A 13,892-nucleotide genomic window follows, 5' to 3' on the forward strand; every position below is an offset into this window, starting at 1 on the left:
CGCGACGACGCCGCGCCCGGCCGCGAGAAGTAGGCCGGCCGGGGCCGTTCGCCGGGTCAGTCGTGGATGCGCAGGCCGGTGAGCCGACTGACCGCGGCCGGGTCACGGTGGTCGAAGAAGAGAGACCTGCCGGTGTCCAGGCCCGCGATGGACGCCATCTGATCGTCCGTGAGCTCGAAGTCGAAGACATCGATGTTCTCCGCCATACGGTCGGCGCGGACCGACTTGGGGATCGCGACGATGCCGCGCTGGGACAGCCAGCGGAGCACGACCTGTGCCACGGACTTGCCGTGCTTGTCGGCGATCTCGCTCAGGACCGGGTGGGTGAACAGGTTGTTGCGGCCTTCGGCGAACCCGCCCCACGACTGGATCTGGACCCCGTGCTCGCGCATGACCTCTTGGTCGGTGGCGCGCTGGAAGAACGGGTGGGTCTCGATCTGGTTGACCGCGGGCGTGACGTCGTTGTTGACGATGAGGTCGACGAGCCGGTCGGGGTGGAAGTTGGCGACGCCGATCGCCTTGATGCGGCCCTCGCGATGCAGGTTCTGCATGGCGCGCCAGGAGCCGTGGACGTCGCCGAAAGGCTGGTGGATCAGGTACAGGTCGAGGTGGTCGAGGCCGAGCTTGCCCAGCGACGTCTCGAAGGCGCGCTTGGTGGTCTCCTCACCGGCGTCCTGGATCCACAGCTTGGTGGTGACGAACAGTTCCTCGCGCGGGATGCCGCTGTTCTTGATGGCTCGGCCCACGGCTTCCTCGTTGAGGTAGGCGGCGGCGGCGTCGAGCAGTCGGTAGCCGGCGGCGAGGGCCTCGGTGACCGCCTGCTCGGTCTGCTCCGGCGGTATCTGGAAGACACCGAAACCGAGGATCGGCATTTCGACGCCGTTGTTGAGGATCACGGTCTGCATGGGATTTCCTTTCGGGAACAGCTGAGGCCATCGTCGGGAACAACTGAGGCCGTCGATGGACCGGCCGCTCCGGCGCTGTGGCCGTCTCCAGCCCTCTGCCGAAGCGGGCACCGTCCGGTTCAGGGGCGGATGAGGACCTTGAGGGCCTCTCGATCGGCCATGGCGCGGTAGCCGTCGGGGACTTCGTCGAGGCCGACGGCGCGGTCGAAGAGGCGCCCGGGGGCGAGCGTGCCGTCGAGGACGTCCGGCAGAAGTTCCTCGATGTACGCGCGGGCCGGGGAGACACCACCGGTCAGGGTGATGTTCCGCATGATCATGGCCGGGCCGATGGGGCCCAGTTCGTACTGGGGTACGCCGAGGCGGCTGATGGCGCCGCCGTCGGTGACGGAGCCGAAGGCCGCCTGCAGGGCCTGCTCGGTGCCGACGGCTTCGATGACGCGATCGGCTCCGCGGCTGCCGGTCAGGTCACGGACGCGCGCGATGCCTTCCTCACCGCGTTCGGCCACGACGTCCGTGGCACCGAAGTCCCGCCCCAGGTCGGTGCGGGCGGTGTGCCGTCCCATCAGGACGATCTGCTCGGCGCCCAGTCGCTTCGCGGCCAGCACCGCCGACAGTCCGACGGCTCCGTCGCCGATCACCAGAACGGAGTCACCGCGGGTGACACCGGCGGTGACCGCGCCGTGATGGCCGGTGCCCAGCACGTCGGAAAGGGACAGCAAGGAAGGCAGCAGCTCGGAGTCCTCGCCGACGGGCAGCTTGACGAGCGTGCCGGTGGCCTGGGGCACGCGGACGGCCTCGCCCTGCCCGCCGTCGACGCCACCCCAGCCGTAGCGGCCGCCGTTGCGGCACGAGGAGTGCAGGCCCTTGCGGCAGTAGTCGCAGGTGTTGTCGCAGTACGTGAACGGCGCGACCACCATGTCACCGCGCTGCACTCCGGTCACGTCGGAGCCGGTCTCCTCGACGACGCCGAGGAACTCATGGCCCATGGGCCGCCCCTGTTCGCCGGCGGGCATGGACTTGTACGGCCACAGGTCACTGCCGCAGACGCAGGACAGGACGACTCGTACGACGGCGTCGGTGGGCTGCTGGATGACCGGGTCGGGCGCGTGCTCCACGCGTACATCGCCCGCGCCGTACATGAAGGTTGCTCGCATGAGGGATCTGTCCTTACTGGGTGTGTCGTAGACGGGGTGTGTGGTCAGCGGGGTGTGTTGTCGGTCTGTGGGGCCCGAGCTGCGCGGAGGCCGGTCACGTATGAGGAGCGGGTCGCAGGCTCACAGTGGCCAGGACAGTCACCCCCACCGTCGCCGCGGCGATCAGCAGACTGGTGTGCAGCCCGTCGACGAACCCGGCCCGGTCGGCGACCAGCGCTCCGAAGGCGGCGACTGCCAGGGCGCCGCCGAGCTGCCGGGCGGCGTTCAGCACACCACCGGCGACGCCGGCCCGCTCGGCGGGCACGCTGTCCAGCAGCAGCGCCACCAGCGCGGTCACGGCCATCGCGCCGCCGGCGCCGACCGGCATCATCAGCACCACCGACAGCCACACCGGCGCTCCGGCGGGCACCGCCACCATGGCCAGCAGGCCCGCGACCATCAGCAACTGACCGCTGATCACCGGCATCCGCGCACCGAACCGCATCGACAGGCGGGCGGCCACCGGGCTGATGAAAGAGGTGAGCACGGTCATCGGCAGGAAGGCCACGCCGGTGGCGAGCGCGCTCAGCCCGTGCACCTGCTGGAGGTACAGCCCCAGCAGGAAGATCATTCCGTAGAAGCCGATGTTCAGGGCGAACCCGATGGCGACCGAGAGTGACATCGTGCGCGAGCGCGGCAGCGGCAGCGGCGTCATCGGATGCCGGCCGCGGGCCTGCGCGACGACGTAGCCGACGCCTGCCACGACCGCCACGGCGAAGGCGACCAGGACCCGCGCGGTACCGAACCCGTCGGCACCGGCCTCGATGACCGCGTACGTCAGCCCGCCAAGGGCGGCGACGGCGGCGACCTGGCCGGTCCCGTCGAAGGGCACCGACCGGCGCGGGGAGGGCTGGGCGCGCTTGAGGAACGCGAGGGCCACCGCACCGACGGGCAGATTGACGAAGAAGATCAACCGCCAGTCGATCACGGTGAGCAGACCACCGGCCACGGGCCCGGCCGCCGAGCCGACGGAGCCGCTCACACCCCACAGGGCGACGGCCCGCGCTCGCGCCGCCGGGTCGGGGAAGACCTCCCGCAGCAGGGCGAGGGAGGACGGTACGACCATCGCGGCCCCGACCCCCTGCACCAGCCGCGCCGCCACCAGAACGCCCAGGTTCGGCGCCATCCCGCACACCGCGGACGCCACGACGAACAGGCCCAGGCCCCCGGCGAACCCCTGGCGGGCCCCGACACGGTCACTGATCGCGCCCGCGGACAGCAGGAACGCGGCGAAGGTGAGGGTGTAGCCGTCGACCACCCACTGCAGCCCGGTCATCCCGCTGTCGAAGCCGCGCCCGATCGAGGGCAGCGCGACGTTCACGATCATCGCGTCGACCATGATCGTGAAGAAGCCGAGCAGCACGGCGGCCAGCGCCGGGCGCCCACCGGACCTGCTGCGCGGTGGCAGGCCGACAGAGGTGGCCTGGAGAGGGGCGGGCGAGGCGGGCGTGGACACCGGACGATCTCCTGCACTGGGACGGGCGAGGTGCTGACGGAGATCGAGCCTCGCGCCTTCGCGGCGGCAGTGGCAGGCCGGGCTGTGCCGGGGATCGGCGTTCGGGGGTAATGACAGGGCCCCCCACACGCCTGCTACACAGGTCAGCGCGGTGTGACACTGACCGTATGGCATCCGCGCAGAGCAGCGGCGGCGGTACGGAGCTGGGTCAGTTCCTGCGCGCGCGCCGCACCCAGACCCGCCCCGACCAGGTCGGCCTCACCGTGGGGCCAGGCCTGCGCCGCACCCCCGGCCTGCGCCGCGAGGAACTGGCCACGCTCGCCGGCATGAGCATCGACTACTACGTCCGCATGGAGCGCGGCAAGGAGACCCGCCCAAGCCCCTCCGTGCTCGACGCCCTCGCCCGCGCCCTGCACCTCGACGACGCCGAGCACCAGCACCTGCGCGAGCTCGCCGCCCGCGCCGCCCTCCCCCACTCTCGGCTTCGCTCGAGCGGGGGGACCCCCATCGCCCCCGAACCCCCGCCGCCGCCCAGCAGGACAGTGCGCCCGCACCTGAAGCTGGTCCTGGAGGCGCTCCGGCCGAGCCCGGCCTACATCATCAGCCGCAGCATGGATCTGCTCGCCTGGAACCCCGGCGGCCTCGCCCTGTACGCGGGCCTCGCCGACTGGCCCGCCACACAGCGCAACCTGGCCCGCTACTTCTTCCTCCACCCCACCGCGCGCACCCTCTTCCCCGACTGGGACGAGCTGGTGCGCGGCTGCGTCGCCAGGTTGCGCAGCCTGGCCGGCACCGCCCCCGACGCCCCCGACCTCACCCACCTCGTGGGTGAACTCCTCCTCAAGAGCCCCGACTTCGCCAAACTGTGGGAGCGTTACGACGTCGTCGGACGCAAGAGGATCCAGAAGACCTTCCACCACCCCCAGGTCGGCGTCCTCACCCTCAGCGGTCAGAGCATGAACCTCGAAGGCACCCCGGGCCAACGCCTCGGCGTCTACACCGCCGAACCCGGCACCCCCGACCACGACGCAATGCTCCTGCTCGACGCGATCGCCCTCGAGCCCGCCGGGCACCGGGACATGAAGCCGGAACAGCAACCGCACTCACAGCCCTGACCGAGACCTCCACGGCAGTCCGGATCGACGGCGTGGCCGCCCTGCTCGACGGTCTTGATGAGGCGGGCGGGAACCCTCGACCACGACGAGGCGGGCGGCGCCGTCGGCGGCCAACGTGCAGTGCAGGCCGGTGGTGAGAGCGAAGTGGCCGAGATGGTTGGTGGCGAACTGCCACTCCCAGCCCTGTTCGGTGTACTTCTCGGGACAGGCCATGACACCCGCGTTGTTCACCAGCACATGCAGAGGGCCGTCAGGGCCTGAGCAGTCGGTCCTGCTCCACCGGCGGCGTCCCGCCGTGCCAGGGCAGGGCCTTGCCGAAGCGGATCAACTCGCCGTAGAGGGCGGGATCGACGTGCTCGGTGAAGACCAGGTCGAGCACCGCACGGGCGGCCTCGGAAGGCGACTGGGCCTGGCTGAAGTCGCTGAACCAGGGCCGGGAGGTGGCGGTGTCGACCATGCCGGGGCACACGGAGGCGATCAGGGTCCCGTCGGCGAGGTCGCGCTCGCGGCGTTCGGCCGCGACCGCGCGGACGGCGGCGACCTGGGCCACCTTCGAGGGCACGTTCAGCCAGCGTGGCCAGCCCGCCTCCTCGGCGGTCTTGTTGTGGACGGCGCTGCGCCAGGACTCGACGGCGTACTCGACCTGGTCGAGGCTCGCCCCGTCGAACAGGTGGTGCAGCCGCGGATCGAGGTGGCCGAGGGTGCCCAGGCTGCTGGCCACGACGATCAGTCGGCCGCCCGGACGCAGGACGGGTCCGAACGAGCGCAGGATCGCGTGGGTGGCGGTGTTGGAGACGTCGATGAACTCGTCGGCGCGCTCGGCCTGGGACTCCTCGGGCAGCAGTCGGGCGACGGCGTTGGAGAGCACGACATCGACGCCGCCGTGCCGTGCCCGGAGTTCGTCGGCGAGTCGGGCGATGTCGTCGGTGTCGGTGACGTCCAGGACCTGGCCCTGGACATGGCTGCGTGTGCCTGGCAGGTGCGCCACTTCGCGGGCGGCGTCCGAGACACGCTGGTGGCTGCGGCCGGTGAGCAGTACGAGGTCGTCGGGGTCCATACGGGTCGCCAGCCCTTCGGCGAGCGCACGTCCGAGTCCCTGGTTGGCGCCCGTGACGAGGGCGATGCGCGAAGCGTTCATGCATGCCACGCTAGAAACGCGGCGGTCATGAGTCCAACGAGATTTACGCACAGCTAGTATGCGTAATCGGCATGGGCCAGTGATCGTTGATCACGGATTTGGAAGCATCATGGACTTCACGGATGTGTCACTGACCGCGCTGCGCGTCTTCCGCGCCGTGGCCGAACAGGGGACCTTCACCGCGGCCGCGGCGTCGCTGGGCTACACCCAGTCGGCCGTGTCCCGGCAGATCGCCGCGATCGAACGCGCGGCAGGAGCCGAGCTGCTGGAGCGGCGGCGCGACGGAGTACGGCTGACCGCGGCCGGCCTCGTCGTCATGCGCCGTGCGACGACCGTGCTCGACGAGATCGACGCGACCGCGCGCGAACTGTCCGGCCTGCCCGGGCAGACCGGGACGGTCCGGCTGGGATGGTTCCCCAGTGCCGGGGCCGTTCTGCTGCCCCGAGCCCTGGTCGCGCTGCGCCGCACGGACCCCGGCCTGCACATCGTCAGCCGCGAAGGCAGCACTCCGGCGCTCGTGCGCGCCCTGCGGGCCGGCAGCCTGGACCTCGCCCTCCTGGCGTCGGCGCCGCCCTTCCGGCCGCCGGACGCCGAGTCGCCTCCACTGACTCTGCACACGCTCACCGAACGCGCGCTGTGCCTGGCGCTGCCCGCCACCCACCCGCTCGCCCGCGGCGACTTCGTCGACGTGGCCGATCTGCGCGGGCAGCGTTGGATCGCCGGCTCCTCCTCCGGCGAGGACCGGCTGATGGGGGTGTGGCCCGGTCTGGACGAACGGCCCGAGATCGCCCACACCGCCCGCGACTGGCTGGCCAAGCTTCACCTCGTCGCCGCCGGGTGCGGGCTGACGACCGTGCCGCCCGCACTCATCGAGGCGGCACCACCGGGGGTACGCATCCTTCCCGTGCGCGGTGGGCCTCAGGAGCAGCGGCGTCTGTTCCTGGCCCGTCTTCCCCAGCCGCCGAGCGAACGGGTGACGCGTGTGGCAGCCGCCCTGCGTGCCGCGGCGCTCGATGGTGACCCGTCGGGCTCAGACCCGTGACGGTCCCGGTTCTCCCATGTCACAGCCGGCTCGGCGTGACACGGACGTTGACGGTCTTCATCAGCGGCTGATCGCTTTGCGTGCTGTAGTCGGCCGCGCCGATGAGGGCGTTCATCTCGGGCATGTACCCCGCCGCGCAGCCACGGGGCATGTCGTAGCTCAACGCCCGGTACCCGGTGAGGGAGCGCTTGCTGCCGTCCTTGGAGGTGGCCGTGATGTCGACCAGGCTGCCGGGGATGATGCCACGGGAGCGCATGTCGGCGCGGTTCATGAGGACGAGTGTGCGCAGGTTCTTGATACCCCGATAGCGGTCGTCGTCGGAGTAGATGGTCGTGTTCCACTGGTCGTGGGAGCGCATCGTCTGCAGCACCAACATGTCGTCCTTGGGCACGACATCCGGCAGTACGGCGGCGGAGAACTCGGCGCGGCCGGACGGGGTGAGGAAGACGAGTTCGCGGGCAGGTTGCTTGATCCGGAACCCCAGCGGCAGCCGGACGCGGCGGTTGAAGTCCTCGAAGCCGTCCAGGACTTGGGCCATGGTGTCCCGGATACGGTCGTAGTCCTCGATGTACTGCTCCCACGGGACGGCGCTGTCGGGAAGAGTCGCCCGCGCCATGCCGGCGATGACGGCGGGTTCGGACAGCAGATGCGGCGACGCCGGGCGCTTCATGCCGAGCGACAGGTGCACCATGCTCATGGAGTCCTCGACGGAGGTGGACTGCGGCCCACGACGCTGGTGGTCCTTCTCCGTCCGGCCGAGACACGGCAGGATGAGCGCCTTCCTGCCGTGGACCACGTGGCTGCGGTTGAGCTTGGTGCTGACCTGGACCGTCAGTCCGCAGCGCCGAAGTCCTTCGGCGGTGTACGAGGTGTCGGGGGCGGCCATCGCGAAGTTGCCGCCCATTCCGACGAACACCTTGACCGTGCCCCGGTGCATCCCCTCGACCACGCCGACCGTGTCCAGCCCGTGCGCACGGGGAGGGTCTATGCCGCAGACGTCGGCGAGCCGGTCGAGGAACTCGGGTGTGGGCCGGTGGTCGATGCCGCAGGTACGGTTCCCCTGCACGTTGCTGTGCCCGCGCACGGGTGACGGCCCGGCGCCCTCGCGCCCCAGGTTCCCGCGCAGCAGCAGGAGATTGACGATCTCCCGAACGGTGTCCACACCGTGTTCGTGCTGGGACACCCCCAGACACCAGCTGATCAGGGTCCGGTCGGACCGCGAATACACGTCGGCGGCCTTCAGGATGTCCGCGCGCGTCAGCCCGGACTGGCGCTCCAGCTCGTGCCACGGTGTCGCCTCGCACAGGGCCCGGTACTCCTCGAATCCCTGGGTGTGGCGGTCGATGAACTCGCGGTCGAGTGCCTTCGGGTCCGAGGCCGACTCCTCGATCACCGCCTTGGCCATGCCACGCAGGAGCGCCATGTCGCCGCCCGCACGGACCTGCAGGTTGAGCGTGCTCGTGCGCGTCGACTTGAACAGGGCCATGTCGACGAACTCGTGCGGAACGATGGTCCGGGTGGCGGCCGCCTCGATGAGTGGATTGACGTGCACGATCTGCGCACCCCGCCGATATGCCTCGGCGAGCGCGGTCAGCATGCGCGGAGCGTTGGAGGCCGCGTTGACGCCCATGATGAACAGGGCGTCGGCACTCTCCCAGTCGGCGAGGTCGGCCGTGCCCTTTCCGGTGCCGAGCGATGCCTGCAGGGCGCGTCCTGACGCCTCGTGACACATGTTGGAGCAGTCGGGCAGATTGTTGGTGCCGTACTCACGGGCCATCAACTGGTACAGGAACGTCGCCTCGTTGCCGAGCCGTCCAGAGGTGTAGAAGGCGGCTTCGTTCGGGTCGTCGAGGGCCCGCAGCTCGCTTCCGACGAGCTCGAACGCGGCCTTCCAGGTGATGGGCTCGTAGTGGTCCGTCTCCTCGTTGTAGACCATCGGCTCCGTCAGCCTGCCCGTGTCCTCCAGCGCGAAGTCGGTCCATGTCGCCAGCTCCGAGACGGAGTGCGCGGCGAACAGCTCACGTCCGGCACGCTTGGGCGTCATCTCCCAGGTGACGTGCTTGATGCCGTTCTCACAGATGTCGAGCTTGAGACCCTTGGTGTCGTCGGGCCACGCGCAGCCCGGGCAGTCGAACCCCCCGCTCTCGTGGTTCATCTTGAAGATGGCGCGTGGCCCGTCGATCAGTGTGTGTTCCCGCAGGAGGACGTGCGTGACGCTCTTGGCCGCACCCCAGCCGGCGGCCGGATGATGGTAGGCCCGCTGCGACGACTGCTTCTCGGTGGTGGGTCCCTCGCCCCCAGCCGGTGTCTCCGCGCCGTGCGGCGATTCGTCGTCCGCGACAGCCTTGTCGGCATCAGAGGTAGTCATGCTGGTCAGCCCTTCGTATCTGTCGCCGAAGGAGTATGTGGAAACGCTACAACCATCCTGTGGCTCCCTCAAACGGGCCGCAGACGCATACGCACCCCACGGTCGTCATGTGGCGCCCGCCGGTCGTCCGCGTCGGTCGTATGTGCGGGATTCATGTGGTCCGATGAAGGCGCTCGAGCAGCACATAGGCGCGCTGCTCCGCGGCTGCCAGTTGGCCGGGGTCGACATCCGCCGCGTACAGCTCCCCGGCGGCGGCGTCGTCCGCCTCGCGCAGCTCCACCACTGCCACGGCCAGCTGTGTCTGAACGGCAGGGTGCGGTACGGCGGCGGAGTCGGCCAATGCCTGTTCGGCGCGTTCGGATGCTTCGCCGCACGCGGCCAGCGCTCGTTCCACACGTGCTGCCGGACGCCCGTGGACGACCAGCAGGGCACATGCCAGCCCGACGAGGATGCCGAGGACGCTGCCCAGCGTCCGGTCGTGGACGAGCGTTCCCGCAGGGGCCGGGGACGCCAGGTCGCTCATCAGCAGTGCGAGCGGCGTGAGGAAGACGACGCCGAGACCGTAGTTCCGGGCCACCGTGTATTCCATCAGGAATTCGAAGAGCACGATCAGGGCGACGAGAGCCGTCGGCGCCGGGTGGGTGGCCAGCACGCCGAACGCGATCAAGAGCCCGGCCGCCGTGCCCAGGGTGCGTTGGAGGGCACGCTCCAAGGTGGAGCGGACGTTGACGGAATGCAGGACGGCGGCCGCGGAGAGTGCGGCCCAGTAACCGTGTCCAAAGCTCAGGAACGCGGCCAGGCCACCTGCCAGGCCGGTGCCGAGAGCCATCCGGAACGCGGGGACGACAAGTACCGCGACATGGCCCGGGCTGCCGGCACCGGTCCCCACGGTCAGTTCGGCCGCGCGCCGGGCCGCGGGACCGGCCGCGTCCGGATGGCCGGGTGCCGTATCTGCGGACGGGGCGGACGGGAACATCGGGTGCGGCAGCGGGGCTGGGGGACGGCGGTACCTGACGGTCAGGTACCGAGCCTGCACACGCAGGTACCGCGCTGTCGGGGCGTCGGGAGTCTGCCGGCGTACGGAGGTGATCAGGAGCGACCAGGCGAGGTCGGTCAGGAAGACACATGTCCCGCTCCGCTCGCCGTGCCGCTGATCGGCTGTCAGGGGGCTCAGGCCGAGCGACTGATACGCCCGCAGGACGGCGGCGGTTGCCCGGTGCCGTGTGTGCACGGCGCCATGGGCTCCTCCGCCTTGTTCCACCAGGTCGGCGAGTTCGCGGAGGGCCACGGCCACCGCGAGCCGCTGCGGGCGGTCCGGGTGCACGACCCAGCCCACCAGTGCCAGTGCCCAGGCAGTGGCCGCGCCCGTTGCGGCGAGCCCTGTCTCGGAGAGCACATCAGTGAGCCTGTCGGCTGGGCCGTTGGCCGCCACGGCGAACGAGAAGAGCATCAGCACGGCACCGAGGCCACTCAGCCGTGTCGCGTCGCAGAGGAACTTCGCCAGGCCGGCCGTGACCGCCATCGCGGCAATCACCACGGCAGTGCCGACACCTCCCGCTCGCGGATCGGTCAGTGCGGCGAGCGTCGCACCGAGGCCGACGCACATCGTCATGGCCACCGCGGCCACGGCGAGGACGCGGGCGCGACGGCGGTAGGGCAGGTTGCGCCCGAACGTGGTGGTGAACGCGCCCAGCATGGGAAAGACGGCGAGCGCGGTTCGTCCGGAGAGCACCAACGGCACCGCGGGCAGTGCCATGGCCAGCGCCGCGCGCAGAGCGAAGAGGAGCGCTCCGTCCACTGCGTGCAGGGTGAGCGCGCCGCGCGGCGAGAGTACGCGCGTCAATGTGGTGCGGTGATGGCGGGACATGGTACCGAGACCGTCCGGGACACCATGACAATGGCGCGATCCACCCATGGAATTGCCACATCTGCCCACTTCTTCGAGATCAGTGAACGAGGATTCCTGCGAAGAGGTTGATGGCGGTAGCCAGAATGCTCGTGCCGAAGACGTACGACAGCAATGTGTGCCGGAGCACCATCGAGCGGATCAGCGCACTGGAGACGTCGGTGTCGGAGACCTGGTAGGTCATGCCGAGGTTGTAGCTGAAGTAGAAGAAGTCCCGGTACGCCGGCGGCTGGGCGGAGTTGAAATCGATCCCGCCCCCGGAATCCACGTAGTAGACGTACGCGTAGCGGGTGGCGTACATCAGATGCAGTGCCGCCCAGGCCATGAACACGCCGAGCAACGCCGTCGCGGCATGGCCGGTGTCGGAGTTGCCGAGCAGGAATACCACGATGCCGACCAGACCGCACAGAGCGACCGTGACGACGACGATTTCCTCGAGGACGGGGCGCAGGTCCTCGCGTCGAGCGTTGCCTCGGGTCGAGGCGGCGTCCATCGGCCACAGCACGATCCAGCCGACCACCACGAAGATTGTCTGGGTCGCGGCGATACCCGCGAGAATGGCCAGCGGTGTGTCGCTGGACAATGCGACGGCCACGCCGACCCCCGCTCCGACGGCGACCGCGATGGCGAGCCGTGGGACTGCGGAAAGCGACAAACGGATGCTCACGCTCACAAGCCACAACGGTAGTGCTTCGTGGCTGCTCGGCACGGCGAGAGCGGGACCAGGGGGTGACGGATCCCGCCTGCGGCCGGACGTACGGGACGTCCACGCGCCGTGCGAGTTGTTTGTAAGGGGGCGGGCTGGGGGCCGTCACCGGCGGCGGGGCCACGACCGCGGTGTCGGTGGTGTCCGGCATCGCGCTCATGGAGTGAGAACTCGGCCTCTGACCTGGCGGTTGTGACGGCGGCGCATCACCTCGAAGGGGACTACCGTGGCCCCGCAGCAAGCGGCCACTCCCACCCAGATCGGAAGCATGAAAATGAGCGTGAATGAGCTGACGATCCAGCCCGTCGTGAACGTCACGTCGGCCCATAGTGGAAAAAGCGCGAGCCGGGTGGAGAACAGCGGGATCGGTCGTCCCGGGCTGCGTGACGCGGCGTACTGCACATAGATGATGCTGGACAATGCCCCGACGATGACGGCGGCCGCGATGGTGATGATCTGCATGAGAATCTCCTGACCTGAGAAATTCTGCATCCAGAAAAGTTCACCGAGGGACTTCGCGTCATGTCACGGAACAGCGTGACTTGAAATCAGGAACCGATCTTGATAACGCCGCGCCCGCATCCCTACACGGGGGTATGGCCCAACAGGTAGTCCCGCACGGCTTCGGGCAGCCCCGCCCCGGGGCACATCGGTTCACGCGGCGCGGCGAGCTCGCGACTATGCTTGTAAACAGCGGAATCGCCCATCGTCACCCAGCTGTTCCACCTGCACAACGGGAGCAGGAATGACCAGTGAAGCCGGGCCGATCAGCGCCGAAGCCCGTCGGGCGCTCGAACAGGAGCTTGCGGATCTGCACGCCGAACGCAACGCGGTCGCGGCAACCCTGGGCGACACGGACTCGGCGGGAGACACCGCCGACCAGGCCGACGAGTTGCAGCGTGCCACTCAGTTGGACCACCTTGACGCCCGTATCACCCGGATCACCGAGAGGCTGGACGGGGCGGCGGAGGCCGGTCCGCCCCGCACCGATGTGGTCGATCTGGGAAGCACCGTCACCGTACGGTTCGCCGACGGCGGCGAAGAGACGGTCCAGATCGGCGACGTCGCCGAGCCGTTGGACCAGACGTTGGTCACCACCGACAGTCCTCTCGGCCGCGCCCTGCTCGGCCACCGTGCGGGTGACTCCGTCAGCTACGAGGCGCCCGACGGACGGACGACCGTGACGGTGCAGTCCTTGGGCGCCCCGTAGGACCCGCATCGCCGTCTCCCAGGGCAATCTACGTCCGCTCGGGCGCCGTGCGGTCACGAGCCGAGTGCCACCACAGCCTCATCGGTGTACACCAGGAAGGTCAGGCTCTGGCGGAAGTACAACTCGATCTCGTTCGCGTCATGCGCGGTGTAGCCGATCGCGAGGTCCTCACCGAGCCGCAGTTCGAAGTCCCCACCGCGGGTGGACAGCAGAAAGGCGCCGTCGACCGCGGGCGCCCAGATGGGCGGGGCGTCCAGCATCCGGCTGAGATGCTCCGTGATCGGATAGCCGTGGTCGGACGTCTCGCTCACCAGGGTGTACGCGTCGGCGCCCAGCAACAGCGAATACGGGCCGGCGACTCCGGCCAGGCGCAGGGTCGTCAGCGCGCGGCTGACGGCATCCGGGTAATCACGTGTCTCCGCAGGCAGGCCGTGCACCGGATGGGAGGTGCGCCTGCGCAGTCCGTCGATGCCCGCTGCCTCGTACCCCTCGAAGACGGCCCGGTCTTCGGTGAACGCCATGGCGCGCGCCGCGTCCTTGACCGGTTGCCAGTCGGAGTCGTTCGAGCCGCGCTCTACGTCGTCCACCGCATCGCGACCGACCTTGAAGGGGACGCGCAGTTCGACCAGGGGCTGTACTTGGCGCAGGAGGGCGGTGACGCCCGGTCCGGGCCCTTCGATGCGGGCGAGGTGGCCGGTGCCGACCGAGGCGAGCGCGGGACCGTCGGGTCCGGTGACGTCCACGACACGACGGCCCCCCACGTTGCGCTGGAAGGTACGGCGAGCTTCCTCCTCGATCTGTGCCCATGCCTCGGGCGTGATCGGCGCGAGTTCGCGGTGCAGGTTGTTCATAC

Annotated in this window: 12 protein-coding genes and 1 pseudogene; 3 read left to right on the forward strand and 10 right to left on the reverse strand. The window is 69.7% G+C overall.

The window, feature by feature from the left end:
• Positions 1–56 precede the first annotated feature (56 nt).
• The 3 genes from OG798_RS50630 to OG798_RS50640 all read right to left on the reverse strand — a co-directional run bounded on the left by OG798_RS50630 (position 57) and on the right by OG798_RS50640 (position 3,554).
• Positions 57–905 (reverse strand): aldo/keto reductase, encoded by an 849-nt coding sequence (locus tag OG798_RS50630; protein WP_328759611.1) that lies wholly within the window; start codon positions 903–905, stop codon positions 57–59.
• A 119-nt stretch (positions 906–1,024) separates the two neighbouring features.
• A complete protein-coding gene (locus OG798_RS50635) occupies positions 1,025–2,059 on the reverse strand; it encodes an alcohol dehydrogenase catalytic domain-containing protein (protein ID WP_183126897.1) in 1,035 nt (344 codons plus the stop codon).
• A 94-nt stretch (positions 2,060–2,153) separates the two neighbouring features.
• On the reverse strand, positions 2,154–3,554 hold the full coding sequence (locus tag OG798_RS50640) for an MFS transporter (RefSeq protein WP_328759612.1): 1,401 nt from the start codon (positions 3,552–3,554) through the stop codon (positions 2,154–2,156).
• 167 nt (positions 3,555–3,721) lie between these two features.
• On the opposite strand from OG798_RS50640, the gene OG798_RS50645 reads away from it, so the two are divergent.
• Positions 3,722–4,669 carry a helix-turn-helix transcriptional regulator gene (locus OG798_RS50645; RefSeq protein WP_328759613.1) on the forward strand — a complete coding sequence of 316 codons (948 nt, stop codon included), beginning with the start codon at positions 3,722–3,724 and terminating at the stop codon, positions 4,667–4,669.
• Between the two features lie 69 nt (positions 4,670–4,738).
• On the opposite strand, the pseudogene OG798_RS50650 reads toward OG798_RS50645, so the two are convergent.
• Both OG798_RS50650 and OG798_RS50655 read right to left on the reverse strand, forming a co-directional pair.
• Positions 4,739–4,918, reverse strand: a pseudogene (locus OG798_RS50650) (SDR family NAD(P)-dependent oxidoreductase); the annotation flags it as partial.
• Position 4,919: 1 nt separating this feature from the next.
• Positions 4,920–5,807, reverse strand: a complete 888-nt coding sequence (locus OG798_RS50655) for an SDR family NAD(P)-dependent oxidoreductase (protein WP_328759615.1) — start codon at positions 5,805–5,807, stop codon at positions 4,920–4,922.
• A gap of 109 nt (positions 5,808–5,916) precedes the next feature.
• On the opposite strand from OG798_RS50655, the gene OG798_RS50660 reads away from it, so the two are divergent.
• Positions 5,917–6,849, forward strand: coding sequence for a LysR family transcriptional regulator (locus OG798_RS50660; protein ID WP_328759616.1), 933 nt, complete (start codon positions 5,917–5,919; stop codon positions 6,847–6,849).
• 19 nt (positions 6,850–6,868) lie between these two features.
• On the opposite strand, the gene OG798_RS50665 is transcribed toward OG798_RS50660, so the two are convergent.
• The 4 genes from OG798_RS50665 to OG798_RS50680 form a co-directional block, all read right to left on the reverse strand.
• Positions 6,869–9,217: an FdhF/YdeP family oxidoreductase gene (locus OG798_RS50665; RefSeq protein WP_095850374.1), complete on the reverse strand. Its 2,349-nt coding sequence runs from the start codon at positions 9,215–9,217 to the stop codon at positions 6,869–6,871.
• 151 nt (positions 9,218–9,368) lie between these two features.
• Complete coding sequence (locus tag OG798_RS50670) at positions 9,369–11,084, reverse strand: FUSC family protein (RefSeq protein ID WP_328759617.1); 1,716 nt, start codon at positions 11,082–11,084, stop codon at positions 9,369–9,371.
• A 79-nt stretch (positions 11,085–11,163) separates the two neighbouring features.
• A complete protein-coding gene (locus tag OG798_RS50675; protein ID WP_328759618.1) occupies positions 11,164–11,790 on the reverse strand; it encodes a DUF1345 domain-containing protein in 627 nt (208 codons plus the stop codon).
• Positions 11,791–11,985: 195 nt separating this feature from the next.
• On the reverse strand, positions 11,986–12,291 hold the full coding sequence (locus tag OG798_RS50680; protein ID WP_121413509.1) for a hypothetical protein: 306 nt from the start codon (positions 12,289–12,291) through the stop codon (positions 11,986–11,988).
• Between the two features lie 283 nt (positions 12,292–12,574).
• Between OG798_RS50680 and OG798_RS50685 the strand changes: the two genes are divergently transcribed.
• The gene (locus tag OG798_RS50685) at positions 12,575–13,039 is read left to right on the forward strand and encodes a GreA/GreB family elongation factor (RefSeq protein ID WP_121418090.1); all 465 of its coding nucleotides are present in this window, start codon (positions 12,575–12,577) and stop codon (positions 13,037–13,039) included.
• 53 nt (positions 13,040–13,092) lie between these two features.
• Here OG798_RS50685 and OG798_RS50690 read toward each other — a convergent pair whose 3' ends face one another.
• Positions 13,093–13,890, reverse strand: a complete 798-nt coding sequence (locus OG798_RS50690; protein WP_095850370.1) for a family 1 encapsulin nanocompartment shell protein — start codon at positions 13,888–13,890, stop codon at positions 13,093–13,095.
• Positions 13,891–13,892: the final 2 nt, after the last annotated feature.

This window comes from Streptomyces sp. NBC_00271 (assembly GCF_036178845.1).
In the GTDB taxonomy this organism is placed as follows: domain Bacteria; phylum Actinomycetota; class Actinomycetes; order Streptomycetales; family Streptomycetaceae; genus Streptomyces.